The sequence below is a fragment of the Mesorhizobium norvegicum genome (genome assembly GCF_004919685.1).
Taxonomy (GTDB): domain Bacteria; phylum Pseudomonadota; class Alphaproteobacteria; order Rhizobiales; family Rhizobiaceae; genus Mesorhizobium; species Mesorhizobium norvegicum.
Genome location: NZ_SMYZ01000080.1, coordinates 16,648 through 39,961 on the forward strand (window position 1 = coordinate 16,648; position 23,314 = coordinate 39,961).

23 protein-coding genes are annotated in these 23,314 nt (G+C 63.9%); 11 read left to right on the plus strand and 12 right to left on the minus strand.

Going from position 1 to position 23,314, the window contains the following annotated elements:
• The first annotated feature begins 31 nt into the window (after positions 1 to 31).
• From copM to FCU66_RS29995, 3 genes are all read left to right on the plus strand, one after another.
• Positions 32 to 424, plus strand: a complete 393-nt coding sequence (copM, locus tag FCU66_RS29985; protein ID WP_136617435.1) for a CopM family metallochaperone — start codon at positions 32 to 34, stop codon at positions 422 to 424.
• Positions 425 to 510: 86 nt separating this feature from the next.
• Positions 511 to 1,356: an aldo/keto reductase gene (locus tag FCU66_RS29990; RefSeq protein WP_136617434.1), complete on the plus strand. Its 846-nt coding sequence runs from the start codon at positions 511 to 513 to the stop codon at positions 1,354 to 1,356.
• A 117-nt stretch (positions 1,357 to 1,473) separates the two neighbouring features.
• A complete protein-coding gene (locus tag FCU66_RS29995; RefSeq protein ID WP_246094088.1) occupies positions 1,474 to 2,232 on the plus strand; it encodes an MBL fold metallo-hydrolase in 759 nt (252 codons plus the stop codon).
• Between the two features lie 21 nt (positions 2,233 to 2,253).
• On the opposite strand, the gene FCU66_RS30000 is transcribed toward FCU66_RS29995, so the two are convergent.
• From FCU66_RS30000 to mutS, 3 genes are all read right to left on the minus strand, one after another.
• Positions 2,254 to 2,808 carry a TetR/AcrR family transcriptional regulator gene (locus FCU66_RS30000; protein WP_136617432.1) on the minus strand — a complete coding sequence of 185 codons (555 nt, stop codon included), beginning with the start codon at positions 2,806 to 2,808 and terminating at the stop codon, positions 2,254 to 2,256.
• Between the two features lie 8 nt (positions 2,809 to 2,816).
• Positions 2,817 to 3,281 (minus strand): nuclear transport factor 2 family protein, encoded by a 465-nt coding sequence (locus FCU66_RS30005; protein WP_136617431.1) that lies wholly within the window; start codon positions 3,279 to 3,281, stop codon positions 2,817 to 2,819.
• Between the two features lie 87 nt (positions 3,282 to 3,368).
• The gene (mutS, locus tag FCU66_RS30010) at positions 3,369 to 6,101 is read right to left on the minus strand and encodes a DNA mismatch repair protein MutS (protein ID WP_136617430.1); all 2,733 of its coding nucleotides are present in this window, start codon (positions 6,099 to 6,101) and stop codon (positions 3,369 to 3,371) included.
• Positions 6,102 to 6,316: 215 nt separating this feature from the next.
• Between mutS and FCU66_RS30015 the strand changes: the two genes are divergently transcribed.
• Positions 6,317 to 8,596 carry an NADP-dependent malic enzyme gene (locus FCU66_RS30015; RefSeq protein WP_136617429.1) on the plus strand — a complete coding sequence of 760 codons (2,280 nt, stop codon included), beginning with the start codon at positions 6,317 to 6,319 and terminating at the stop codon, positions 8,594 to 8,596.
• Between the two features lie 264 nt (positions 8,597 to 8,860).
• Entirely contained in the window at positions 8,861 to 9,952 is a 1,092-nt protein-coding gene (locus FCU66_RS30020) for a GGDEF domain-containing protein (protein WP_136617428.1), read from the plus strand.
• 14 nt (positions 9,953 to 9,966) lie between these two features.
• Here FCU66_RS30020 and FCU66_RS30025 read toward each other — a convergent pair whose 3' ends face one another.
• A complete protein-coding gene (locus FCU66_RS30025; RefSeq protein WP_246094089.1) occupies positions 9,967 to 10,857 on the minus strand; it encodes a LysR substrate-binding domain-containing protein in 891 nt (296 codons plus the stop codon).
• Positions 10,858 to 10,989: 132 nt separating this feature from the next.
• Here FCU66_RS30025 and FCU66_RS30030 point away from each other — a divergent pair, with 132 nt between their 5' ends.
• Both FCU66_RS30030 and speB read left to right on the plus strand, forming a co-directional pair.
• The gene (locus tag FCU66_RS30030) at positions 10,990 to 12,096 is read left to right on the plus strand and encodes a polyamine ABC transporter substrate-binding protein (RefSeq protein WP_136617426.1); all 1,107 of its coding nucleotides are present in this window, start codon (positions 10,990 to 10,992) and stop codon (positions 12,094 to 12,096) included.
• Between the two features lie 53 nt (positions 12,097 to 12,149).
• Positions 12,150 to 13,109 carry an agmatinase gene (gene speB, locus FCU66_RS30035; protein WP_136617505.1) on the plus strand — a complete coding sequence of 320 codons (960 nt, stop codon included), beginning with the start codon at positions 12,150 to 12,152 and terminating at the stop codon, positions 13,107 to 13,109.
• A 27-nt stretch (positions 13,110 to 13,136) separates the two neighbouring features.
• On the opposite strand, the gene FCU66_RS30040 is transcribed toward speB, so the two are convergent.
• The gene (locus FCU66_RS30040; RefSeq protein ID WP_136617425.1) at positions 13,137 to 13,838 is read right to left on the minus strand and encodes an antitoxin Xre/MbcA/ParS-like domain-containing protein; all 702 of its coding nucleotides are present in this window, start codon (positions 13,836 to 13,838) and stop codon (positions 13,137 to 13,139) included.
• Positions 13,839 to 14,224: 386 nt separating this feature from the next.
• Positions 14,225 to 15,217, minus strand: a complete 993-nt coding sequence (locus FCU66_RS30045) for an adenosine kinase (protein WP_136617424.1) — start codon at positions 15,215 to 15,217, stop codon at positions 14,225 to 14,227.
• A 305-nt stretch (positions 15,218 to 15,522) separates the two neighbouring features.
• On the opposite strand from FCU66_RS30045, the gene FCU66_RS30050 reads away from it, so the two are divergent.
• Together FCU66_RS30050 and FCU66_RS30055 are read left to right on the plus strand one after the other, a co-directional pair.
• Positions 15,523 to 16,407, plus strand: coding sequence for a DMT family transporter (locus tag FCU66_RS30050; protein ID WP_168991828.1), 885 nt, complete (start codon positions 15,523 to 15,525; stop codon positions 16,405 to 16,407).
• Between the two features lie 92 nt (positions 16,408 to 16,499).
• A complete protein-coding gene (locus FCU66_RS30055) occupies positions 16,500 to 17,216 on the plus strand; it encodes a sulfate transporter family protein (protein ID WP_136617422.1) in 717 nt (238 codons plus the stop codon).
• Here the strand turns inward: FCU66_RS30055 and FCU66_RS30060 are convergent.
• From FCU66_RS30060 to FCU66_RS30085, 6 genes are all read right to left on the minus strand, one after another.
• Complete coding sequence (locus FCU66_RS30060; protein ID WP_136617421.1) at positions 17,213 to 18,211, minus strand: proline racemase family protein; 999 nt, start codon at positions 18,209 to 18,211, stop codon at positions 17,213 to 17,215. The two genes, FCU66_RS30055 and FCU66_RS30060, sit on opposite strands and share 4 nt — an antisense overlap.
• A 14-nt stretch (positions 18,212 to 18,225) precedes the next feature.
• Complete coding sequence (locus FCU66_RS30065; protein ID WP_136617420.1) at positions 18,226 to 19,029, minus strand: isocitrate lyase/PEP mutase family protein; 804 nt, start codon at positions 19,027 to 19,029, stop codon at positions 18,226 to 18,228.
• Positions 19,030 to 19,109: 80 nt separating this feature from the next.
• Entirely contained in the window at positions 19,110 to 19,964 is an 855-nt protein-coding gene (locus FCU66_RS30070; protein ID WP_136617419.1) for a hypothetical protein, read from the minus strand.
• 72 nt (positions 19,965 to 20,036) lie between these two features.
• Positions 20,037 to 20,699, minus strand: a complete 663-nt coding sequence (locus FCU66_RS30075) for an HAD family hydrolase (protein WP_136617418.1) — start codon at positions 20,697 to 20,699, stop codon at positions 20,037 to 20,039.
• Complete coding sequence (gene dut / locus FCU66_RS30080) at positions 20,699 to 21,184, minus strand: dUTP diphosphatase (protein ID WP_056588233.1); 486 nt, start codon at positions 21,182 to 21,184, stop codon at positions 20,699 to 20,701. The genes FCU66_RS30075 and dut overlap by 1 nt, the downstream gene beginning before the upstream one ends.
• Positions 21,185 to 21,505: 321 nt before the next feature.
• The gene (locus FCU66_RS30085) at positions 21,506 to 21,976 is read right to left on the minus strand and encodes an Lrp/AsnC family transcriptional regulator (protein WP_136617417.1); all 471 of its coding nucleotides are present in this window, start codon (positions 21,974 to 21,976) and stop codon (positions 21,506 to 21,508) included.
• 114 nt (positions 21,977 to 22,090) lie between these two features.
• Between FCU66_RS30085 and FCU66_RS30090 the strand changes: the two genes are divergently transcribed.
• Together FCU66_RS30090 and FCU66_RS30095 are read left to right on the plus strand one after the other, a co-directional pair.
• Positions 22,091 to 22,339 carry a DUF6356 family protein gene (locus tag FCU66_RS30090; RefSeq protein WP_136617504.1) on the plus strand — a complete coding sequence of 83 codons (249 nt, stop codon included), beginning with the start codon at positions 22,091 to 22,093 and terminating at the stop codon, positions 22,337 to 22,339.
• Between the two features lie 15 nt (positions 22,340 to 22,354).
• A complete protein-coding gene (locus tag FCU66_RS30095) occupies positions 22,355 to 23,155 on the plus strand; it encodes a class II glutamine amidotransferase (RefSeq protein WP_136617416.1) in 801 nt (266 codons plus the stop codon).
• Positions 23,156 to 23,314 lie beyond the last annotated feature (159 nt).

The window sequence follows — 23,314 nt, forward strand, 5'->3', positions numbered from 1 at the left end:
AATACGAAACCCACCCAACAGGAGACCATGAATGACCTTGGCTAAAAAACTTGTGCTTTTGCTGATGGCGGCCGGAATGCTGCTTGCCGTCTTCCTAGAAAGCGTCCCGGCGCAGAGCGAAGAGATGAAACACGACATGGCCGGCATGTCGACGGACGCGACCAGTCCTTCGACCGAAGGCTACAAGGCGGCGATGGACAAGATGCATGCCGACATGATGGCATCTGAATACACCGGTAATGCCGACGTCGATTTCGTCCGCGGCATGATCCCGCATCATCAGGGTGCGATCGACATGGCCAAGGTCGAGCTCGCCAACGGCAAGGATCCGGAAATCCGCAAGCTGGCCGAAGGCGTCATCGCCGCGCAGGAAGCCGAGATCAAGCAGATGCAGGATTGGCTCGTCGCTCATCCGGTGAAGTAAGCTTTCGGCAAGCGCCAAGGCAGCGAGAACGCCTCTGGATTTCTCGCCCAGCCTGTGATGCGATCCGGCCCCAACTGGAGCCCGCCATGCCATCGACCATCAGAACCACCAGACTGCCCTCTGGCGAAGCCGTTCAGGTGCTTGGTCAGGGGACATGGAAGATGGGCGAGGACATCAGCCGTCGTACCGATGAGGTGAATGCTCTCAAGCTCGGCCTCGACCTCGGTATCACGCTGATCGACACCGCCGAAATGTATGCCAGCGGCGGCGCCGAGGAGGTGGTGGCTGAGGCCATTGCCGGGCGCCGCGACGGGACCTTCCTGGTCTCGAAAGTGCTGCCGTCCAATGCCTCGCGCGCGGGCGTGCAGCGCGCCTGCGAAAACAGCCTGAGGCGCCTGCGTACCGACCGCATCGACCTCTATCTGCTGCATTGGCCCGGCAGCGTGCCTCTGACGGAGACGGTCGCGGCCTTCGAGGCCCTGAAAAAGGCCGGCAAGATCCGCCACTGGGGCGTCAGCAATTTCGACACCGACGAGATGGAAGAGCTGGCCGGCTTGTCCGATGGCGGCAATGTCCAGACCAACCAGGTGCTCTACAATCTGGTCCGGCGTGGCCTCGAATTCGACCTGGCGCCCTGGAGCCGGCAACGCGGCATCCCCTTGATGGCCTATTCGCCGGTCGAGCAGGGTGCGTTGGCGCGCAATGCCAGGCTCGACGCCGTCGCCGCCCGCCACGATGCGACCCCGGCACAGATCGCCCTGGCCTGGGTGATGCATCAGGAGGGCGTCATCGCCATCCCGAAGGCAAGCAGCCAGGAACATGTCCGCCAGAATGTCGCGGCGCTGGACATCAAGCTTACCGGCGAAGACCTCGCCGAACTTGACCGCGCCTTCCCGCCGCCAACGCGCAAGCGCGGACTGGAGATGATCTAGAGAGGCATGATCCCGAAGCGGGAACCAGTTTTCGGAAAAGAGTCTGCGGCAAATAGCGAGCAAGCATTGGAACGAATTTCAGCCGGGCATCGGCACACGGCGTACAAAATCGGAGCCATGACGGTCACGTCGCTGCGCGACGGTTATGTCGACATGCCAACAAGGCGGCTGCGCCAGCCTGGAAACATTGTATTCGGCGACAGCCTGCCATCGCAGGTATCGCTCGTTGACGGCGCGCTCAGGCTATCCGTCAACGCCTTTGCCATCGATGACGGCGACGAAATCACGCTGATCGACACAGGGGCTTCGAACGCCTGGCACCCGACGATGGGGCATCTGCCCGAGGCGCTGCGCGAGGCGAAGATCGCCATCGACCGGGTACGCACAATTGCCTTCACCCACACCCATCTCGACCATATCCACGGGCTCATCCTTGCCGATGGTCGGGATGGCTTCCCGCAACTCACGCGCCTGCTTGTCCCGCGACTTGAGCTCGGCATGTTCCGGGCAGAGGCGAGGCTGGAACGCTTCCACAGCCGGGCCCAGCCTTTCGACGCTGGACAGCGCGTCAGCGCTCATATCGAGACGATCGCCACCCCTGGCCATGAAGTCGGTCACACCTGCTTCCGCGTCATGAGCGAGGGCGAAACGCTGTTGATTTGGGGCGACATCGTGCATGTGCCGTCGCTTCAATTCGATCGACCGGAGGTCACGTGGGAATTCGACGCCGACCAGGAGCAGGCGAGGACAAGCCGGCTGCAGATACTGGGCCTTGCGGCTGGCAATGGCTGCTACGTCGCAGGTGCGCATCTCGATTCACCGGGTGTCGGTAGGGTTTCCCGTACCGAAACAGCCTTCCGCTTCGAGCCCTTGTAAATTCGAGCCCTTGTAAAAACCCTAGCCGAGCGCCGCCCGCGCCCGTTGCAGCGCGCGCGAAAACACCGCTGTGTCGTCGAAGGCGCGCGCCAGCGTCAGTGCGCCCTGGATGGCGCCGACCGTCTCTTCGGCGAGTTCGTCTGCCTTGGCCGGGCTGTGTCCGCTACGGGTCAGTGCTTCGGCAAGATGCGCCACCCAGCGGCCGAAATAGCTTTTGATCGCCTTGGCAAAAAGGTCGCGGGACTCGTCGAGCGCGAAGGCGCCGATCAGGCAGACCCGGCGGCCGGAGCGGAAATAGCTGTCGGTTGCCTCCAGCATGCGCTCGATGCCGGCATGCGGGTCGGCTGTGTTCTGCAATGGCAGGAAGACATTCTCTTCGAACCAGCCGTCTATATGGGCGATGACGGCCGCCGCCATCTCTTCCTTGCCGCCAGGAAAGAAGTGATAGAGGCTGCCCTTGCCCAGCCCCGTCGCCGCGCCGATCAGCGCCAGGCTCGCCCCTTCATAGCCGTGCTCGCGGAAGACCTCGCCGACGATGGCCAGCAGATCGACGCGATCGGGTGCGATCCTGCGCATGCGCGCCCTTACAGGCCGAGTTCGGTCAGGCCGGGGTGGTCGTCGGGCCGGCGGCCAAGCGGCCAGTGATATTTGCGCTCGCTTTCTTCTATCGGCAGGTCGTTGATGCTGGCGACGCGCCTGCGCATCAGGCCGGCCGCGTCGAATTCCCAGTTCTCGTTGCCGTAGGAGCGAAACCAGTGGCCGCTGTCGTCGCGCCATTCATAGGCAAAGCGCACCGCGATGCGGTTTTCGTTCCAGGTCCAGACCTCCTTGATCAGGCGATAGTCGAGCTCGCGCGCCCATTTGCGCGTGAGGAAGCCGACGATCTCACTTCTGCCGGCGACGAATTCGGCGCGGTTGCGCCAGGTGCTGTCCTCGGTATAGGCAAGCGAAACCCGTTCGGGGTCGCGGCTGTTCCATGCGTCCTCGGCCAGCCGCGCCTTTTGCGCGGCGGTCTCGGCGGTGAAGGGCGGCAGCGGCGGACGGCTCATCATATTCTCCCATCGGTGAGGCGATGGCGAGTATTGTACCGTTTGGTACAGTCGGGTCAAGGCCAAAGGTCAAAGGCGAGAGTTAGGCTAGGGCTTCCCCGCCAACCCTTTCAGCCGGTAGAGCGCTTCCAGCGCCTCCCGTGGCGTCATCTCGTCGGGATTGATATCGCCGAGTGCCGCGCCCAGCGCGTCGCTCTTGACCGGCTTCGGTGCTTCCCGCTTCACCGCCACTGAAAACAGCGGCAGGTCGTCGACCAGCCGGTTTGTCTTGCCGGAAACCTCGCCTTCCTCAAGTTGGTGCAGCACTTCCTTGGCCCGGTCGACCACCGCTTCCGGCAGGCCGGCCAGCCTCGCTACCTGCACGCCATAGGAGCGGTCGGCGGCACCCTTGCCGACCTCGTGCAGGAAGACGACGTCGTTTTCCCATTCCTTGACCCGCATGGTGACGTTGTGGAGCCGCGCCAGCTTGCCGGCCAGCGAGGTCATTTCGTGGAAATGGGTGGCGAAGATCGCCCGGCAGCGGTTCTTCTCATGCAGATATTCGACCGCAGCCCAGGCGATCGACAGGCCGTCGAAAGTGGCGGTGCCGCGGCCGATCTCGTCGAGGATCACCAGTGCGCGCTCACCGGCCTGGTTGAGAATTGCCGCCGTCTCGACCATCTCGACCATGAAGGTCGAGCGGCCGCGCGCCAGATCGTCCGAGGCGCCGACACGCGAGAACAGCCGGTCGACGACACCGATATGGGCCGATGTCGCCGGCACGAACGAGCCGGTCTGGGCCAGGATGGCGATCAGCGCGTTCTGCCGCAGGAACGTCGACTTGCCGCCCATGTTCGGCCCGGTCAGAAGCCAGATCGCGCCGTTCTTGGCGCTGCCCTCCGGCGACAGGTCGCAATCATTGGCGACGAATGGGCCTTCGCCGGAGCGGCGCAAGGCCTGTTCGACCACCGGATGCCGCCCGCCCGCAATCTCGAAAGCAAGGCTCGAATCCACCACCGGCCGGCACCAGGCTTCGCTTTCCGACAAAAGCGCGAGCGCCGCCGAGACATCAAGCACGGCCAGCGCATCGGCGCCGGCGCGGATCTTCTCCGCTTCGCCGACCGCTTCCGTCGTCAGCGCGTCGAAGGCGGCAAGCTCGATGCTGAGCGCCCTGTCGGCGGCATTGGCGATCTTGGTTTCGAGTTCGGCAAGCTCGGTCGTGGTGAAGCGCATGGCGTTGGCCATGGTCTGGCGGTGGATGAAGCGCGCCTTGGCGCCATCGCTGCCTGTCATCACCGCATGATGGTTGGCGGTCACCTCAATGTAGTAGCCGAGCACGTTGTTGTGCCGGATCTTCAGCGAGCGGATGCCGGTTTCGTCGATCAGCGAGCGCTCCAGCCCGGCGATCACCTTTCGCGATTCGTCGCGCAGCGCCCGCATCTCGTCGAGATCGGCATGGTAGCCGCCGCGCACGAAGCCGCCGTCACGCTTGAGCAGCGGCAGCTCGTCGCCAAGTGCCTGCGTCAGATGCTGGGCCAGCGCCTGGGGCAGCGCATGGATGGCGGCGAGTGCGGCCGCGAGTTCCTGGGGCAGGGCGGTTGCGGCAAAGATTTCGGCGATCGCAGCAGCCGCCTCGAAACCGGCGCGCAGCGCGCCGAGATCGCGCGGACCGCCACGGTTGAGCGCCAGCCTGGACAAAGCGCGCGGCATGTCGGCGACGCTCTTCAGACTCGATCGAGCCGCCTGGCAGAGCCGCGTTTCGGAGCGGAAGAACGACACCGAATCCAGCCTGGCGCCGATCGCCGCCGGGTCGGTCAGCGGCGCCATCAGCCGGTCGGCGAGCAGCCTTGCGCCGCCGCCGGTCACCGTGCGGTCGATCGCCTTGAACAGCGAGCCTTCGCGGCTGCCCGACAGGGTGCGCAGCAGTTCGAGATTGCCGCGTGTCGCCGGGTCGATGAACAGGGTCGAGCCCTGTTCCTCGCGCTCGGGCCGCGACAGCGGCGGACGCTCGGCCTTCTGCGTCTTCTCGACATAGGCGATGGCGCCCGAGATCGCCGACAGTTCGGCACGCGAAAACGCGCCAAAGCTATCCGGCGTCGCCACATCGAAGAAACGGGCGATGCGTCCCGTGGCCGAGGCCGAATCGAACAGTGACGGCGGCTGCGGGCTGGCGACGCGGCCGAGCACGTCGAACACTGGCTTCAACTCCGGATCATGGAACACCGGCTCAGCGACGATCAATTCGCGCGGATCGACACGGAAGATGTCGGCCAGCAGCCGGTCGGCGGTGGTGTCCGTGACACGAAAAGCGCCGGTCGAGATGTCGATCCAGGCCAGCGCGAAACTGTGATCGGCTCCACCCTTCACCCGCCCCAGCGCCATCAGAAAACTCGATTCCGACGGCGCCAGCAATTTGTCCTCGGTGATGGTGCCAGGCGTTACCAGCCGCACCACGTCGCGGCGCACCACGGATTTGCCGCCGCGTTTCTTCGCCTCTGTCGGGTCCTCGATCTGCTCGCACACGGCAACGCGAAAACCCTGGCCGATCAGCTTCTGCAGATAGTCGTCGGCCGCATGCACCGGCACGCCGCACATCGGAATGTCGAGCCCTTGATACTTGCCGCGCTTGGTCAGCACGATGCCCAGCGCCCGGCTCGCCTTCTCGGCATCGTCGAAGAACAGCTCGTAGAAATCGCCCATGCGATAGAACAGCAGCGAATCCGGGTTCGCCGCCTTGATCTCGATGAACTGCTCTATCATCGGCGTGGCGCCGGCGTGGGCGGTCGGCACCGGTGTCATCGCCTCGGGGGCGTCTGGCTCGTTCGGGCTGTGCATGTTCATGCGCGGCACGCTAGCAGATGTGATCGCGCGGTTTAATGCCGGCGCTTCGAAAAACGGGGGACGACCGGTGATGGCCGGTTGTCCGCAATTGCCCACACGAACAGCGATTCCCGAGCACTGGCGGTTTACACGCGGCGGCGCGTGGTCTTAATTCGGATCGAAACAAAGCACCCGCTTCAACGAGGTGCTGCATCGGCGAGGAAATCAAGACCATCATGGCCAGGAAAACCGAGAACAACGGTCCGTCCGTCAGCGCGCAGGAAGCGCTCGAATTCCACGCCATGGGCCGCCCCGGCAAGCTGGAAGTCGTCGCCACCAAGCCGATGGCAACGCAACGCGACCTCAGCCTCGCCTATTCGCCGGGTGTCGCGGTCCCTGTTCTGGCCATCGCCGAGGACCCAAGCCGTGCCTTCGACTACACGACGCGCGGCAACATGGTCGCCGTCATCTCCAACGGCACCGCCATTCTCGGCCTCGGCAATCTCGGCGCGCTGGCTTCGAAACCGGTGATGGAAGGCAAGGCGGTGCTGTTCAAGCGCTTTGCCGATGTTGACTCCATCGACCTCGAGGTCGACACCGAGGACGCCGACGAGTTCATCAACTGCGTGCGTTTCCTTGGGCCCTCCTTCGGCGGCATCAATCTGGAGGACATCAAGGCGCCGGAATGCTTCATCATCGAGCAGCGCCTGCGCGAACTGATGGACATCCCGGTCTTCCACGACGACCAGCACGGCACCGCCATCATTTCGGCCGCCGGCCTGATCAACGCGCTGGAGATCACCGGCCGCGACATGAAGACCACGAAGATGGTCTGCAACGGCGCCGGTGCGGCCGGCATCGCTTGCATCGAGCTGATGAAGGCGATGGGTTTTGCGCCCGAAAACATCACTTTGTGCGACACCAAGGGCGTCGTCTTCCAGGGCCGCACCGAAGGCATGAACCAGTGGAAGTCGGCGCATGCCGTCAAGACCGAGGCGCGCAGCCTCGCCGAGGCGCTGGACGGCGCCGACGTCTTCCTCGGCCTTTCCGCCAAGGGCGCGCTGACCACCGCCATGGTGCAGTCGATGGCCAAGAACCCGATCATCTTCGCCATGGCCAATCCCGATCCGGAAATCACGCCGGAGGAAGTGGCCGAGATCCGCACCGACGCCATCATGGCAACAGGGCGTTCCGACTATCCGAACCAGGTCAACAACGTGCTCGGCTTCCCCTATATCTTCCGCGGCGCGCTGGATGTGCGGGCGACCACCATCAATGACGACATGAAGATCGCCGCCGCCCGCGCGCTGGCGGCATTGGCACGTCAGGACGTGCCCGACGATGTCGCCGCCGCCTACCAGGGCAACCGGCCGAAATTCGGCCCCAACTACATCATCCCGGTGCCGTTCGACCCGCGCCTGATCTCGGCCATCCCGATTGCCGTGGCCAAAGCCGCGATGGATTCAGGCGTCGCCCGCAAGCCGATCCTCGACCTCGACCGTTACGCGCAGGAGCTGTCCGCCCGCCGCGACCCGATCGCCTCGACCTTGCAGCGGATCTACGACCGTGTGCGCCGCCAGCCCAAGCGCATTGTCTTTGCCGAGGGCGAGGAGGAGCAGGTGATGCGCGCCGCCGTCTCCTATGTGAACCAGCGGCTCGGCACCGCCATCCTGCTTGGCCGCGACGACGTCATCAAGGAAAACGCCAAGCACGCCGGCATCGACCTCAACAAGCAAGGCATCGAGATCATCAATGCAAGGCTGTCGCGCCGCAACGGCATCTACACCGACTATCTCTACGAGCGCATGCAGCGCAAAGGCTTCCTGTTCCGTGACTGCCAGCGCCTGATCAACAACGATCGCAATCACTTTGCCGCCTGCATGGTGGCGCTGGGCGATGCCGACGGCATCGTCACCGGTGTGACCCGCAACTATTCGACAGCACTCGACGACATCCGCCGCGTCATCGACGCCAAGCCCGGCCACCGCGTCATCGGTGTCTCGATCGTGCTGGCGCGGGGCAAGACCGTGCTCGTCGCCGACACCGCCGTGCATGATATGCCGAACGCCGAGCAGATCGCCGACATCGCCGAGGAGGCCGCAGGCTTCGCCCGCCGCATGGGTTACGAGCCGAGGCTCGCCATGCTCGCCTATTCGACCTTCGGCCATCCGCAGGGTGAACGCTCCGAACGCGTCCAGGAAGCGGTGCGCATCCTCGACAAGCGTCGTGTCGATTTCGAATACGACGGCGAAATGGCCGCCGACGTCGCGCTCAATGCGCGGGCCATGGCGCAGTATCCCTTCATCCGGCTGACCGGTCCGGCCAATGTGCTGATCATGCCGGCGTTCCACTCGGCCTCGATCTCGACCAAGATGCTGCAGGAACTCGGTGGCTCGACGGTGATCGGCCCGCTGCTGGTCGGGCTGAACAAGCCGGTTCAGATCGTGTCGCTGAATGCAAAGGACAGCGACATCGTCAATATGGCGGCGATCGCGGCGTACACGGCGGGGACGTGACGAACGCTCCGTGCTGCGGACGAAAAGCCGCGAACGCTTTTCGAGCGAGGCAAGGCCTTGCGCGGCATGAACGGAATCGGCCGCGCCATCCGCCTCGACATATGCAATCGCAGAAATCCTGCGATTCAAGCCGAATTTGCGGGTAAATCACCGCGATCCATAAGATATTGATAATATCCGGTTGTTATACCAGGGAGCTGTCGTCGATGTGCCAGAGCGGCATTTTGGACAGACTGGGGTGGTGACCGTCATGGATTTTCAGCCGTGAAGCACGATACGAGTCCGGCATCCGTGGTCGGCCAGGGAGCCTATCACGACGAGCGCCTGGATGCGCTTCTCAGCATCACCGGCCGGATGGACGGTTATCTCTACCGTTGCCGCAACGACGCCTCCTACACCATGCTTTATATCAGCGACGGCATTCTCACAGTCAGCGGTTATCGGCCGAGCGATTTCATTCACAATGCGGTGCGCGACTATGTCTCGGCCATCCATCCGGATGACCTGCCCTCGGTCTATGCCGCCGTCGATGCCGCGCTCGAGGCGCGCTGCAACTGGAACGTCGACTACCGCATCGTGCCGCAGGTCGGCGAACCGCTCTGGGTCCGCGAGATTGGCGGCGGTGTCTGGGACGATGCCGGCGACCTCGAATTCCTCGAAGGCTTCGTCGTCGACATCAGCGACCGCAAGGTTGTCGAGGACCTCAACGCCCAGCTGCTGCTGGATCTGAAGACAGCCAACGAAGAGCTCTCGGCGCAAAAACGCGAGATCGAACTGGCGAAGCAGCAGAGCGACCATTCGGCCAACCACGATGCATTGACCGACTTGCCCAACCGGCGCGCCTTCCACGACGAACTGAAATCGGTGGTCGCCCGCTGCGGCGCCACCGGCGATGCGGCTGGTCTTTTGTTCATCGACCTCGACCGGTTCAAGGAAGTCAACGACACGCTCGGCCACGAGGCCGGCGATGCGCTGCTGCAGCGCGTGTCGAGCCAGCTTCGCTCGATCCTGCGCAGCGCCGATTTCGTGGCCCGGCTTGGCGGTGACGAGTTCGCCTTCCTGTTCTCGGGCGACGCCGACATGGCACAGCAGAAGGCCGTGCGCGTCGCCGAACGCATCCTGGAAAGGTTGCGGATCAAGGTTCCCACGCCGACTGGCGCCATCCAGGTCGGCTGCACCGTTGGCGTGGCCATGTATCCAGCGGAGGCCGCCGATTCCGAAGCGCTGATCGCACTCGCCGACCGGCTGATGTACATCGGAAAAAAGAGCGGCCGCAACCGGCTGGTCACCGCCAGGGAAATGGCGCCGCAACAGCCATCGTCCAGGCACCGCCACCCGATTCGCAAGACTGCCTAGGCGCGCAAAGGCCCTCAACCCACGCCCATCGCCTCCTTGTGCCGGGCTATCTCCGCCATTAACCACTCCCGGAACCGCTTGATCCCCGGCGAGCTTCGATTGCCGGGCTTCTGCTGCAGGCAGTAGCTTTCCGGAATTTTGTGGCGGGCCGGAAACGGCGCCACCAGCTGGCCGCTGGCCAGCAGGTCCTGCGCCATGATGTTGTCGACCAGCGCCACGCCGCCACCATGGACTGCTTCGCGCACGGCCAGCGCCGGGTCATGGAAGATCGGACCGGATTTCGCGTCGACCTTCAGCCCTTCCTTCTCGAACCATTCCTCCCACCAGGCGGTGGTGTTCTCGTGCAACAGCCTCTGTCTGGCAAGATCGGCTACTGTCCTTGGCGCATTCGGACCGGCGAGCAGGGCTGGCGCGCAGACGGGAAAGATCACCAGTGACACAAGCTGCACATAGTCTGCATTGCCGGCATCGGCGGTGAACAGCACGCGCAGATCGGCACTCGGATTGCCACCCCGGCTCTGATCGTCGTGGATCGACACGTCGAGTTCGAAATCGGGATTCTCGGCGCGGAAGCGCGGCAGGCGGTCGGCCAGCCACAGGTTCATAAAGGTCGCGTTGATCGACAGCGAGGCGCGCTTGGCGGCATCGGGGCGGCCATGGCTGCCCATCTCTTCGGTGGCAGCCTCAATCGACCTGAAGGCGGTGGACAGCCGGCGGGCAAAGTGGGTGGCTTTCGGCGCCAGTGTCACCTGCCGGATGCCACGCTCGAACAACTCCATACCCAGCGCCTGTTCCAGGGATCGGATATGCCGGCTCACCGCCGAGGGCGTCAGCCGCAACTCATCGGCGGCATCCTTGAAGCTGTGCAGGCGCGCCGCCGCTTCGAAAGCTCGGATCGCATTCAACGAGGGCAGCTTCATTGGCAAAGACAAAACTTGAGATGAGTTTTTGTCAAGCATGACGGACAAAAATGCCGTTTGTCGGGTTGTGCCGAACGGGCAATTCTCACGCGATCCGACCCCTTGGGAGACCGCGCCATGCGCCATCTTGCCACCCTTGCCGCATCGATGTTCGCCCTGTCCGTTTGCGTCCTGACGGGCGGTGCCCTGGCCGCCGAGGACAAGACCGTCAACATTTACTTCTGGTACGACTACGTGCCCGCCGACACCATCGCTCAATTCGAGAAACAGACCGGCATCAAGGTCGTCTACGACACATTCGATGCCGTCGAGATGCTTACGACCAAGACGCTGACCGGGGGCTCCGGCTATGACCTGACCATGCCGGGCGCATCGATCGTCGGCCAGTACATCAAGGCCGGCGCCATCCAGAAGCTCGACAAGACGAAGCTCCCCAACGCCACGGGTCTCAATCCCGACATCATGGCCTTCCTGGCCAGGCAGGATCCGGGCAACGCCTATGCGGTGCCCTATGCCTATGGCACCACGGGCATCATCTACAACAAGGCCAAGATCGCCGAGCGGATGAAGGACGCCCCGGTCAACAGCCTCGACATGATCTTCAAGCCGGAGGTGGCGCGAAAATTCGAGGATTGCGGTATCGCCATGGTTGATTCGCCGGAAGGCGTGATGTCGATCGCGCTCAACTACCTCGGCTTCAACCCGTTCTCGACCGACGAGAGCGAGATCAGAAAGGCAGCCGATCTGCTGACCGCGATCAAGCCTTACATCAGGCATTTCAAATCGGGCTCGATCATGAGCGAGATGGCGGCTGGCGATCTCTGCCTGGCGCTTGGCTGGAGCGGCGATGCGATCGGCGCGGCGACCAAGGCGGTGGACGCCAAAAGCGGCGCCGATATCGGCTATTCCATCCCGAAGGAGGGCACGGAAATCTTCTTCGACGTCGTCACCATTCCGGTCGATGCGCCGCACCCCGAAAACGCCCAGGCCTTCCTGGATTTCCTGATCACGCCGCGGGTCGCCGCCCGCTTCACCAACGCGACGCTCTACCCGAATGCTGTCGAGGCGGCGACGCCGATGGTCGACGAGGTCGTTCGCGACAATCCCGACATCTATCTCTCGAAAGAGACGATGAAGCATCTGTTCGCCGCCCAGCCGCGCGACCAGAAATCGCTGCGCCTGGTCACCCGGCTATGGACCAGCTTCACCACCGGAACGAACTGATCCCCGGCCTGCTTTGGCTTTACCCCCCTCTCCAGAAAAAAGATGTGATCGATATGCTTGAATCCCTGCCGCGTTCGCGCCAGACCGATGACGCCGTTTTCGGCAAGAACATCTATGGCGGCTCGCATGAGCCGGTCTATGGCGGCGTGCTGTCCTTCATGCGCCGCCGGCTGACCCGCAACCTTGACGGCGTCGATGTGGCCGTGTGGGGCATCCCGTTCGATGCGGCCGTCTCCAACCGGCCGGGCGCCCGCTTCGGTCCGCAAGGCGTGCGGCGCGCCTCGGCCATCCTCGAAGGCGATCCGCAATATCCTTTCCGCACGGATCCGTTCGAACGGTTGGCGGTCATCGACTATGGCGATTGCGGTCTTGATTTCGGCCGGCACGACGAGACGCCATGGCAGATCGAGGCGCAGGCGAGCGAGGTCGTTGATGCCGGCGTCACGCTGCTGTCCATCGGCGGCGATCACTACGTCCCCTGGCCGCTGCTCAGAGCGCATGCGAAGAAGTATGGGCCGCTGGCGCTGGTTCAGTTCGACGCGCACCAGGACACCTGGCTCGACGAGGAGAAGCGCATCGACCATGGCTCGTTCGTTGCCAGGGCCGTCGGCGAAGGCCTGGTCAGGCCGGAGCGCTCGATCCAGGTCGGCATCCGCACCCACGCGCCAGACACTTGCGGCCTTGAAATCCTGCAGGGCGAAGATGTCGCCGAGCTCGGCGTGGCCGGCGTTGTCGAGCGCATCAAGGCGCGTGTCGGCGATGCCAGGACCTATCTGACCTTCGACATCGACTGTCTCGACCCGGCCTTTGCCCCAGGCACCGGCACGCCGGTCGCCGGTGGTCTTTCGTCGCGCGAGGCGCTGATGATCCTGCGGCGATTGGGCTCGCTCGATATCGTCGGCGCCGATGTCGTCGAAGTGGCGCCGGCCTATGACCATGCCGACGTCACGTCGATCGCCGGTGCTGCCGTCCTGCAGCACTATCTTGGCTTGCTGGCGGAGCGGAAACGATAGCCCCGGCCGGCGGGGTTCATATCCGTCTCAGTCCGGCGCGAACGCACGCGCCGCCTCGACGACCTCGTCGACATGATCCTGCCGGAGCAGGTCGATCGGGACGCGACCGTCGAGCTGCGCCGAGGGGCGCGTCAGCCACAGCCACGCCAGTCTGGGATTGCTGATCAGAGACAGCACGTCGCGAATGCCCGTTACCGGCCGGCCATCGACGAACTGCGCCAGCGGGAAGACATGTTTGCGGCCGCCCTTGCGCAAGGCAATGACCTCACTCCGCCGCTGCCAGCGGTGCAGCGTCGAGCGGGCGATGCGCAAATTCTCTTCCAGATAGGTCGAGCCGGCGACGCGGCCCGCCCAGTCCTCGATCAGCATCGATTCGAGGTCATCGGACTTTGGCAGCGAAGTTTGCTCGACATCGGCCGACAGGGTCGTCGGCGGATTTGTCGCGCCGGCAATGCCGGCTTCGCTGCGGCGCGCGGCCTCGGCCGCTAGTGCGCGCACGAATTTCGATGCCAGGCCGGGAAGGTCGGCATGAATGGCGTCGATGGCGCGCTGGTGCTTCGGCGACAGCAAGGTGACGGCGGACGCAATGCTGCCGGCGATCTTGCCGACCGAGACCATGGTGGGCTTGTTGATGGCCTCATCACAATGGGCAAGCGCGCGTTCGACTTCCTCCGCGACCATCTCCGCGAAGTCGTCCTGCTTGAGGCCCTGGATCTGAAATCTGTTCATGCATCTGTCTTCCGGGCCGCGCGCTCCTCCCACAGCTGCGGCCGGCTGTTGAACTTCTAGAGCGGAAAGCGGAAATCGCAGCGGCAACAGATGCAGCGGCCCGACAGCTTGCTGTCTTGCATTTCTTGACACCCCAACTGGCTAGTGGCGCCCCGAAATGTCAGTCGCGGGGCGCCTAGATTGCGTGTAGGTGCGATGTGTGACAGCCGCGCGACGGCCGTTCCCCCTCACCCGCCCTCCGCTTCGCTCGGGCGACCTCTCCCCGAGGGGAGAGGAGGCTACCGGCGCTGGCGCTTTCCTCTTCTCCCCAGCGGGGAGAAGGTGGCCGCGGAGCGGCCGGATGAGGGGGAGCCTCGCAGTAACTGCCGCAAGGGCAGGAAATGCCCCTAAAGCAACCCCGCCTGCTCAGCCTCGCGGCGCAAATTCTGCCGTGGCCTAGGGCCGATCTGCTGGATCACCAATCCGGCCGCCAGTGAGCCAAGGTCGCCGCAGGTCTGCAGGTCGCGGCCTTGCGTGTAGCCATGCAGGAAGCCGGCGGCATAGAGATCGCCGGCGCCCGTCGTGTCGACCAGTTCCCTAATGGCGGTTGCCTTGATCACCACGGTCTCGTCGCCGCGCACGATCACCGAGCCTTTTTCCGAGCGGGTCACGGCGGCGATCCTGCAATCCTTGCGGATCTGCGCCAGCGCCTCGTCGAACGACGATGTCTGGTAGAGCGACTTGATCTCGTGGCTGTTGGCAAAGACGATGTCGACCGTGCCCGAACGCATCAGGTCGAGGAATTCGTCGCGGTAGCGGTCGACGCAAAACGAATCCGACAGTGTCATCGACACTTCTCGGCCTGCGGCATGCGCCAGCTTCGCCGTCTGGCGGATTGCTTCCTTGGCGCGCGGCGGGTCCCACAGATAGCCCTCGAAATAGGTGACTTTGGCGCCAGAGGCCTTGTCGGCCTCCACATCCTCCGGCCCAAGCTCGACACAGGCGCCGAGATAGGTGTTCATCGAGCGCTCGCCGTCGGGGGTGACGAAAATCATCGAGCGCGCCGTCGGCGGCTCGCCCTTGAGCGGCCTGGTGTCGAAGGCGACGCCCTGGGCATGGATGTCGTGCGCGTAGATTTCACCCAGCGCATCGTTGGAGACCTTGCCGAAGAAGGCGGCGCGGCCGCCGAAGCTGGCGACGCCGGCCGCCGTGTTGCCGGCGCTGCCGCCGGAGGCTTCGATCGCCGGCCCCATGCGGCTGTAGAGCAGTTCGGCGCGCTTTGTGTCGATGAGGTTCATCGCGCCCTTGATGATGCCGTTGGTCTCGAGGAATTCCTCGTCGCACTGGGCGATGATGTCGACAATGGCATTGCCGATGCAAAGCACGTCATAATCCGGCATCAAAATCTCCGCCAAAAACCCGAGCCGGCTTCTTGCCATGTCGGCCGGGCGCGGGTCTAGCGATTTGAAACCGGTTTGCCTAGAGCGCAACACGCAACTTGGGCGGATCAGGTCCGAACAGCCCAAAGGCGCACTTGCCGCGAGGCGCTATGACAATTCGACCGTGGCCGAAGCATTTGATCGCCGCACCGCCTACAAGCCTGGCTCAGCCGATCCCGTTTCGAAGGCGAGCCAGCCCCCCAATGTCTACCAAGAGCATGTCTACAAAGAGCATGTCGACAAAGAACGAACCTGCAAGAAACGACATGACCACCGACCTAGCGCTGCTCGTCGTGTTGGCGGTGCTGTGGGGCGCCTCCTACACCTTCATCAAGATCGGCGTCGAGACGATCCCGCCGATCACCTTCATTGCCGCCCGCACCCTGATCGCCGGTGGCATCCTGTTGGCCATCATCCGCTGGCGCGGGCTCGCCATGCCGGGCGATGCGGCAAGCTGGCGCCGTTTCGCCTTCCAGGCATGTCTCAACAGCGTGGTGCCGTTCACCCTGATCGCCGCCGCCGAACGCTCGGTCGACGCCGGCCTCGCCACCATCCTGAACGCGACCTCGCCGATCTTCACCTTCCTTTTGACAGCGCTCATCACCCGCCACGAGCCGGTCACATTGCGCAAACTGATTGGCGTCGGCGCCGGCATTGCCGGCATCTGCCTCATCATCGGCACCGAGGCGCTGGGTGGCCTTGGTCACGAGCTGTGGGCGCAGTTGGCAATCGTCGCGGCAACGGTCTGCTATGCCGGTGCGGCCATTTTCGGCCGAGGCTTCAAGGGCCTCGATCCGATGCTGCCGGCCGCCGGTTCGATGCTGTGCGGCGCCGTTATCCTCGTGCCCCTCAGTCTTGTATTCGACCAGCCATGGACGCTGGTGCCATCGACGGCGTCGATCCTGGCCCTGCTCGGCCTGTCGGTCTTTTCCACGGCACTGGCCTTCGTCATCTATTTCCGCCTCATCCACACGCTGGGCTCGGTCGGAACCACCTCGCAGGCCTATCTCCGTGTGCCGATCGGCGTCGGCATCGGCGCCCTCTTCCTCGGCGAAAGCCTCGGCTCGACGGCATGGCTGGGCATGGGTTTTGTCGTGGCTGGGGTCGCTGCCATGACCATCCCGGTTCGCAAGCCGGCGTTTGCGCGGTAAACGCCCAGCCCGCTTGTGCTCATGGCCCGCGCTGCCTATCTCGGAAGCGTCCGCCTTTTCGGCGGTGGCCGCTGATCTGGGGTTGAAGCACAGTGATTTTCGACGCTGCCCGCACCGCGGCCCTCGAGCTGCTCTCGCCTCCGTTTCGTGCCGTGTTTATCAAGACGCCCGGGCTGACCTTGCTGGCGCTGTTGGCCCTGTGGTTCGGCCTGACCAGCCTTGTCGAGTGGCTGGCGCTGCCATGGCTGCAGACGCTGTTGCCCGGCATCCCGTCCTGGGCCGGCTGGCTGGGCGGCATCATCGCCGCCATCGCGCTCGCCTTCGGCATGGCGCTGCTCATCGCGCCGGTGACGGCTGTTATCGCCGGCCTGTTCCTCGACGATATCGCCGAGGTGGTCGAGCGCACCGACTATCCCGGCGACCCGACCGGCCGCGCCATGCCGGCGCTGCGCTCGCTGGTGCTGTCGATGCGATTTCTCGGCGTCGTCATTCTCGGCAACATCGTCGCCCTGCTGCTTCTGCTTGTGCCGGGCGTCAACATCGCCGCCTTCTTCATCGTCAACGGTTATTTGCTCGGGCGCGAGTTCTTCGAATTCGCCGCCATGCGCTTTCGCGGCGAAGAAGAGGCCAGGGCCTTGCGCAGGCATTATGCCGGAACGGTGTTTCTCGCCGGGCTGCTCATCGCTGCCTTCCTCGCCCTGCCGCTGCTCAATCTGGTGACGCCGCTCTTCGCCGCCGCCATGATGGTGCATCTGCACAAGGCGATTTCTGTGCGGGAAGTGGCTCGATCCGGATATCGGCGCACTTAGCGCAGGAGAAATCCGCGCCCCAACTCGTCATCGGCCTCGACAATGAATTCGGCCCGCCCGGAATAATAGGCGCGGCCGCCGACGCGGGCGATGATCGCCTGATGCGGGCCAGCCTTCGCCGTCCGCACCACGGCTCCGGAAAAACGCGAGCAGGCAATGCTCTCGAACATGCGCGTCTGCCCGATCGCGATCTCGCCCTTGGCATGCATGGCCGCCAGCCTTGCGGTGACGCCGGAGCCGGTCGGCGAGCGGTCGACCTCCGCCTCGGCGAAGACGCAGATGTTTTTGGTCACCTCGCCGGAAAACGCGTCGCGGCCATCGGTCAGGATGGTGCCGTAGAGGAAGGCAAGGTCAGCATGGTCGGGATGCGACAGCGGAAATTCGGCTTTGAGCCTGTCCGTCAGCGCGGTTGCCGCATCGACGAAATCGCGCACCCGGTCGCGGCCGAATTCGAGCCCGAATTGGTGGCAATCGGCCAGTGCGTAGAAAGCGCCGCCATAGGCGATGTCGAAGCCGATCGCGCCATGGCCCGCCAGCTCTATCGTCTGCCTGCCGGCGAACAGGAAGGCCGGCACGCTTTCGAACGACACCGCGCCGGCCTTGCCGTCCCTGACCTCGACCGAGGCGACGACCAGTCCGCATGGCGCCTCGATATTGACCGTCGTGATCGGCTCCTGTTTCGCCACCAGCCCTTCATCGATGGCGTAGCGGCCGAGCGCGACGATGGCGTGGCCGCACATGGTCGAATAGCCCTCATTGTGCATGAACAGCACGGCGAGGTCGGCGCCGGGCAAGTCCGGCTCGACCAGCAAGGCGCCATACATGTCGTAATGGCCGCGCGGCTCGAACATCAGGATTTTCCTGAGATGATCGAGGTGGTCGCGCACATAGGCGCGCTTTTCCAGGATGGTGCCCTTTGGAATATCCGGATAGCCGCCGGTAACGATCCGGAGCGGCTCGCCGCCGGTATGCATATCGACGACGGTCAGCGTCATGCGATGGGCCTCATCTAGACTGAAGGTTTGGCAAACAGCGCCTGCAATTTGCCGAACGGCATGGCGGCGCGGGTGAAGCCGAAGGTGCCGTCCTGCTGGATCTCGCGCGCCGCCGTTTCCAGCATGCCATAAGCGAAATTGGTCAGCCACGGCCCGAGCGAGATACGCTTGACGCCGGCCATGGCGAGGTCGGCGATGGTGAAGCCGGGCTTTGCCATGACATTGACCGGCTTGCTGACCGCCGAGCAGACCGTGCGGATCATCTCGACATCACCGATACCCGGCGCGTAGAGCACGTCGGCGCCGGCCTTCTCGAAGGCCTGCAGCCGCTTGATGGTGTCGTCGAGGTCGGACTTGCCCCACAGGAAATTCTCGGCGCGTGCGGTGAAGACGAAATCGCGCTTCAGCGCCCGCGCCGCTTCCACCGCCGCCGCAACACGCTCGACGGCATGCGCAAAATCATAGATCGGCTTGTCCGGGTCGCCGGTGTGGTCTTCGATCGAGCAGCCGGCAAGGCCGGCTGCTTCCGCCGCGAAGATGGTTTCGGCGGCCTGCTCGGCGCTGTCGCCCTTGCCTTTCTCGAGGTCGGCTGAGACCGGCAGGCTGGTCGCCGCCGTCACCTCGCGGCAATGGTGGATCATCTGGTCGAAGGTCACGGCGCCATCCGGCAGGCCGCGTGAAAAGGCAAAGCCGGCGCTGGTCGTCGCCAGCGCCGTGAAGCCGAAGGAACCCAGCAGCTTCGTCGTGCCGATATCCCAGGGATTGGGCATGACGAAGGTCGAGGCATGCAGGTCGCGAAAGATCTTGCCCTTGTCCATGGTAGTTCCCCCATCATGTGCGGTGTGGCTAAGCGGATTTTATCCTGCCCTTTTTGACCGGGCAAACGAATGCGGTTGGTTCAGAGGCGTTTGGCGTTCTCTCCTGCCAATTTGTCCAGCGCGTCGGAATCCTTGGCGTAGCGCGACGCCTTCTTGTCCCAGTGATAGGTGACGAAAATCGCGTGAGACTCCGGCTTGGGCGGGGTGTCGTCGCAGCTTTCGCCGTTCAGCACCGTGGCATCGGTCACCGTCACCTTGATGGCGGCATAAGGCTGGCCGTCGGCGACGGTCTCGAAAACCACGTCCTGCTTGCGGCTGTAGGCGCACAGGTTCTCATCGAACGTATAGATCATGTCGATCAGTTCGAACTTGTCGTCTCGGATCATGATCAGCGGGGTGATCACATAGTTCTGGCTCGAATTGAAATGCGCGCTCATGGTGATGAGGACGTCATCGTCGGCGCCGACGGAAAGCTTGGCCGGTTCGCGGAAATAGGTACCGCGGTCGAGCGCGACATTGACGGCGTCGAGCAATTTTGGCTTGGCCGTGATGTCGTAGAGCGCCAGCACCGCATAGCCTTCCGTGCTGTCGGGAGAATCGCCAAGGTCGAACAGCATGGTCAGCCGGTCCTTGCCGCCAGCCTTGATGGCAAGCACCGCGGCATTGGAAAAGCCTGACGTCTCGGGCGGTGAGCCGCCGCTGTCCGGTCCCTCGATATGACGCATCTCGATCGGCAACCCGCCTTTGTAGAAGCCGTCCTTGTCTGCGGTCAGATCGGGGATGACCATCCTCGCCAGATCGAGATAGGTGATGTCCGTGCGGCCGGGCAGCGCGCTGCCGAGTTCCGGGAAGCTGACGGCCTGCGCGCCGGCCGCGGTCCATAAAAACGGCAGCAGCATCAAGGCGAGGATGAGGCGGAACAGAACGGGTTTCATGCGTGGCCTCGAGTTGGCGGGGCCAAGCTAGCACGGACAATCGAGGCGTACAGCCGCAGGCTGAAGATCAGGTCAGTGGATCGGCACCAGTCCGGCCAACTCGCGCATGTCGTCGAACAGGATGCCGCCGGCCTGGATCAGGCCGTCGCGGTCGGAATAGGGATCGCCATGATAGGAAAACACCCGCATGCCGGCGGCGATGCCGGCCTGCGTGCCGGCGACGCTGTCCTCGATGACGATGCAGTCGGCGGGCGCAAAGCCCATGGTTTTCGCCGCATGCAGGAACAGGTCGGGGAACGGCTTGCCGCGACCGACCATGGTCGAGCTGAACATCGCGTGTTCGAACAGCGGCAACAGCCCGGTCTGGCCAAGCGTGATGTGCATCTTCGACACCCGGGCCGAGGTGGCCACGCAATAGGCGATGCCGGCTGAACGCACGGCTTCGACGAACTCGCGGACGTAAGGGATCGCCTCGACGCCATGGGCGAACAGGTCCGGCAGGCCGGCATTCCAGCGATCGACGAAATCGGCGCCGAGCCTGACGCTGGTCTCTTCTTCGATCTCCTTTTGCACCGACGCCATGCTGCGGCCGGAGAAATTCTTGCGGCAATATTCGAAGCTTGTCGGATAGCCGGCAGCGGTCAGCCATTCGGCGAGGCGCCGATTGGCCAGGTTCTCGGTATCGACCAGGATACCGTCGCAGTCGAAGATGACAAGATTTGGCAGTTCAGACATCAGGCGGTGCCGGTCGATCCGAACCCGCCCGCGCCACGCGCCGTGCCACCGGCCAATGTACGCTCTTCCACCGCCGCCTGCGTCACCGCCGCGAAGACGATCTGGGCGATGCGCATGCCGCGCGTCACCGCGAAATCCTCGTCGCCAAGGTTGATCAGCAGCACCTTCACTTCGCCGCGATAGTCGCTGTCGATGGTGCCGGGCGTGTTGAGGACGGTAAGTCCATGTTTGAAGGCGAGGCCCGAGCGGGGCCGCACCTGACCTTCCATGCCTTCAGGAATTTCCAGGATCAGCCCCGTCGGCACCAGAGCGCGTTTTCCCGGCAGGATCAGCAGCGGCCGGTCATCGGGCACCGCGGCACGCAGATCCATGCCGGCGGCGCCAGTGCTTTCATAGGCAGGAAGGGGGAGTCCTTCACCATGCGGCAACCTGACGAAGCCGACGGTCGGACCGATGACGGAGGGAGTTTGAAGGGCTGCGCGCATAAAATCGATCCTATCGGCGCGAACGGCGATTCGGTCAACTCGACCGCAATGCTATCAACGGCTTTCTTTCGGGCATCACTATGACCTGGTTCCGCTGCGCAGAAGGTTTGACGATTCGGATGCGCTTGCGTTGACGGACCGCATGCCTTGGCGATTGGGGTAAACGCCCGTCAATTCGTCATCCTCGGGTCTTCGCGACGGAGCTTCGCTCCTGCTCCGCCCGTGGATGACGAAGGTGGGGGGCCGCCAATCCCGAATGGTCAAGATGGTGCGCCGGACGAACGATGAGTCTCTAACCCGTCCGCTGCCTATGCACCGCGACTACCTCAGTTCCATCGGAACGACGGTGGTCTCCTTGATCTCCTCCATCACGAACGACGCGGAAACGTCCGACAGCGCCACCTTGGCGATCAGCCGCTGATAGAGCCGGTCATAGGCTTTCACGTCAGCAACGCGGGCGCGCAAGACATAGTCGAGGTCGCCGGACATGCGGTAGACGCCGGTGATCTCGGGAAAGCCGGTCGCCGCCGCCCGGAACTTCTGCAGCCACTCCGGGTCGTGATTGGACGTGCGGATCAGGATGAAGACGGAAAGGCCAAGTCCGAGCTTTTCGGCATCGACCAGCGCCACCCGGCCGGTGATGACGCCATCCTCCTCCAGCCGCTTCACCCGGCGCCAGCAGGCATTGCGCGACAAGGCCACCCGTTCCGACAGCTGGTCGACCGACAGCGTGCCGTCGCGTTGCAACTCGGTGAGCAATTTTCGGTCGATTTCATCGATATCGAGTGCCATGTGGGATGTTTGTCCCATGAACTGGCTGATTACAAGGATATTTTGAGACCGATGAACCGGCGAAGCGTGTCAGGATGCTCATATCAGGAACTCAGACGCCGAAGGGGAACCAGCATGTCGGTCGCAAGGATTTTCACCTCTCATCCGGCCAAGGTCGGCGAAACCTATCTCGGTCATATGGCCTTTGCCGCCTGGTTCTCGTCGCGCCTGTTGCTGGCGGCGGGCGCCGCGCTCGTTCATGCTTTCTTGCCATTTCTGTTTGAAACTACAGCCAGCCGAATCGTTCGCGAGCTTTATGAGCGGACGCACAACAGAGGCACACACGCGACCAAGGAGCCTGCGGCTCTTATGGATCGCGCCTAGAGGACGACAGAAGCGATGTGCCGGTGGGCGGCCTATCTCGGTGAAGCGGTCTTTCTCGAAGACATCCTCACCGCGCCCTGTCACTCGCTGATCGCCCAGAGCCATTGCGCCCAGGAAGCGAAATCGCCGACCAATGGCGACGGCTTCGGCCTTGCCTGGTATGGCGACCGCCCGGAGCCGGGTCTCTATCGCGACATCCTGCCGGCCTGGTCCGATCCCAATCTGAAGAGCCTGTGCCGGCAGATCAAATCCGGCCTGTTCCTTGCCCATGTGCGGGCGTCGACCGGCGGCGCCACCAGCCGTATGAACTGCCATCCGTTCATCTCCAGCGCTTGGTCGTTCATGCACAACGGCCAGATCGGCGGCTTCGAGAAGATCCGCCGCGCGCTGGAGAACTCGCTGTCCGACGCCGTCTTCGACCAGCGCGAAGGCACCACAGATTCCGAATTGTTTTTCCTGCTGATGATCGACGAGGGATTGGCCGCTGATCCGCAAGGCGCCGTCTCCCGCGCCACCAGCCGCGTGCTCGAAGCCTCGCGCCGCGCCGGCCTCGAACCGGCGCTGAAACTCACCGCCGCCTTCTCGGACGGGCAGGCGCTCCACGCCGTGCGCTACGCCACCGACGCCCACGCCCCGACGCTCTACACCTCCATCTTGCGCAAGGGCGGCGGCCGCTGCATCGTGTCCGAACCCTTCGATCGCGAAGGCGGCGACTGGCAGGCGATCCCGCCATCGAGTTTTGTCACGATCACCGGCGATGGCATGACTATTCGTCCCTTTGCTCCGGCAACGGCGAAGCTGGCGTTGGTCGGGTAAGTTTCTTCGCCAACTGGTGGCGTCGCGGGCCAGCGCCCCCCTCTGTCCTGCCGGACATCTCCCCCACAAGTGGGGAGATTGGCTATTATCGCGGCTTTCGCCAACATCCAACGCTGCAGGACCGAGTGCGGCGCTGAACCTGCCGATCTCCCCCCTCGT

What these genes read in the sequence shown, in the direction of transcription:
- copM (WP_136617435.1), top strand. Translation starts at nt 32, where the DNA reads ATGACCTTGGCTAAAAAACTTGTGCTTTTGCTGATGGCGGCCGGAATG.
- FCU66_RS29990 (WP_136617434.1), top strand. Translation starts at nt 511, where the DNA reads ATGCCATCGACCATCAGAACCACCAGACTGCCCTCTGGCGAAGCCGTT.
- FCU66_RS29995 (WP_246094088.1), top strand. Translation starts at nt 1,474, where the DNA reads ATGACGGTCACGTCGCTGCGCGACGGTTATGTCGACATGCCAACAAGG.
- FCU66_RS30000 (WP_136617432.1), bottom strand. Translation starts at nt 2,808, where the DNA reads ATGCGCAGGATCGCACCCGATCGCGTCGATCTGCTGGCCATCGTCGGC.
- FCU66_RS30005 (WP_136617431.1), bottom strand. Translation starts at nt 3,281, where the DNA reads ATGAGCCGTCCGCCGCTGCCGCCCTTCACCGCCGAGACCGCCGCGCAA.
- mutS (WP_136617430.1), bottom strand. Translation starts at nt 6,101, where the DNA reads ATGAACATGCACAGCCCGAACGAGCCAGACGCCCCCGAGGCGATGACA.
- FCU66_RS30015 (WP_136617429.1), top strand. Translation starts at nt 6,317, where the DNA reads ATGGCCAGGAAAACCGAGAACAACGGTCCGTCCGTCAGCGCGCAGGAA.
- FCU66_RS30030 (WP_136617426.1), top strand. Translation starts at nt 10,990, where the DNA reads ATGCGCCATCTTGCCACCCTTGCCGCATCGATGTTCGCCCTGTCCGTT.
- speB (WP_136617505.1), top strand. Translation starts at nt 12,150, where the DNA reads ATGCTTGAATCCCTGCCGCGTTCGCGCCAGACCGATGACGCCGTTTTC.
- FCU66_RS30040 (WP_136617425.1), bottom strand. Translation starts at nt 13,838, where the DNA reads ATGAACAGATTTCAGATCCAGGGCCTCAAGCAGGACGACTTCGCGGAG.
- FCU66_RS30045 (WP_136617424.1), bottom strand. Translation starts at nt 15,217, where the DNA reads ATGCCGGATTATGACGTGCTTTGCATCGGCAATGCCATTGTCGACATC.
- FCU66_RS30050 (WP_168991828.1), top strand. Translation starts at nt 15,523, where the DNA reads ATGACCACCGACCTAGCGCTGCTCGTCGTGTTGGCGGTGCTGTGGGGC.
- FCU66_RS30060 (WP_136617421.1), bottom strand. Translation starts at nt 18,211, where the DNA reads ATGACGCTGACCGTCGTCGATATGCATACCGGCGGCGAGCCGCTCCGG.
- FCU66_RS30065 (WP_136617420.1), bottom strand. Translation starts at nt 19,029, where the DNA reads ATGGACAAGGGCAAGATCTTTCGCGACCTGCATGCCTCGACCTTCGTC.
- FCU66_RS30070 (WP_136617419.1), bottom strand. Translation starts at nt 19,964, where the DNA reads ATGAAACCCGTTCTGTTCCGCCTCATCCTCGCCTTGATGCTGCTGCCG.
- FCU66_RS30075 (WP_136617418.1), bottom strand. Translation starts at nt 20,699, where the DNA reads ATGTCTGAACTGCCAAATCTTGTCATCTTCGACTGCGACGGTATCCTG.
- dut (WP_056588233.1), bottom strand. Translation starts at nt 21,184, where the DNA reads ATGCGCGCAGCCCTTCAAACTCCCTCCGTCATCGGTCCGACCGTCGGC.
- FCU66_RS30085 (WP_136617417.1), bottom strand. Translation starts at nt 21,976, where the DNA reads ATGGCACTCGATATCGATGAAATCGACCGAAAATTGCTCACCGAGTTG.
- FCU66_RS30090 (WP_136617504.1), top strand. Translation starts at nt 22,091, where the DNA reads ATGTCGGTCGCAAGGATTTTCACCTCTCATCCGGCCAAGGTCGGCGAA.
- FCU66_RS30095 (WP_136617416.1), top strand. Translation starts at nt 22,355, where the DNA reads ATGTGCCGGTGGGCGGCCTATCTCGGTGAAGCGGTCTTTCTCGAAGAC.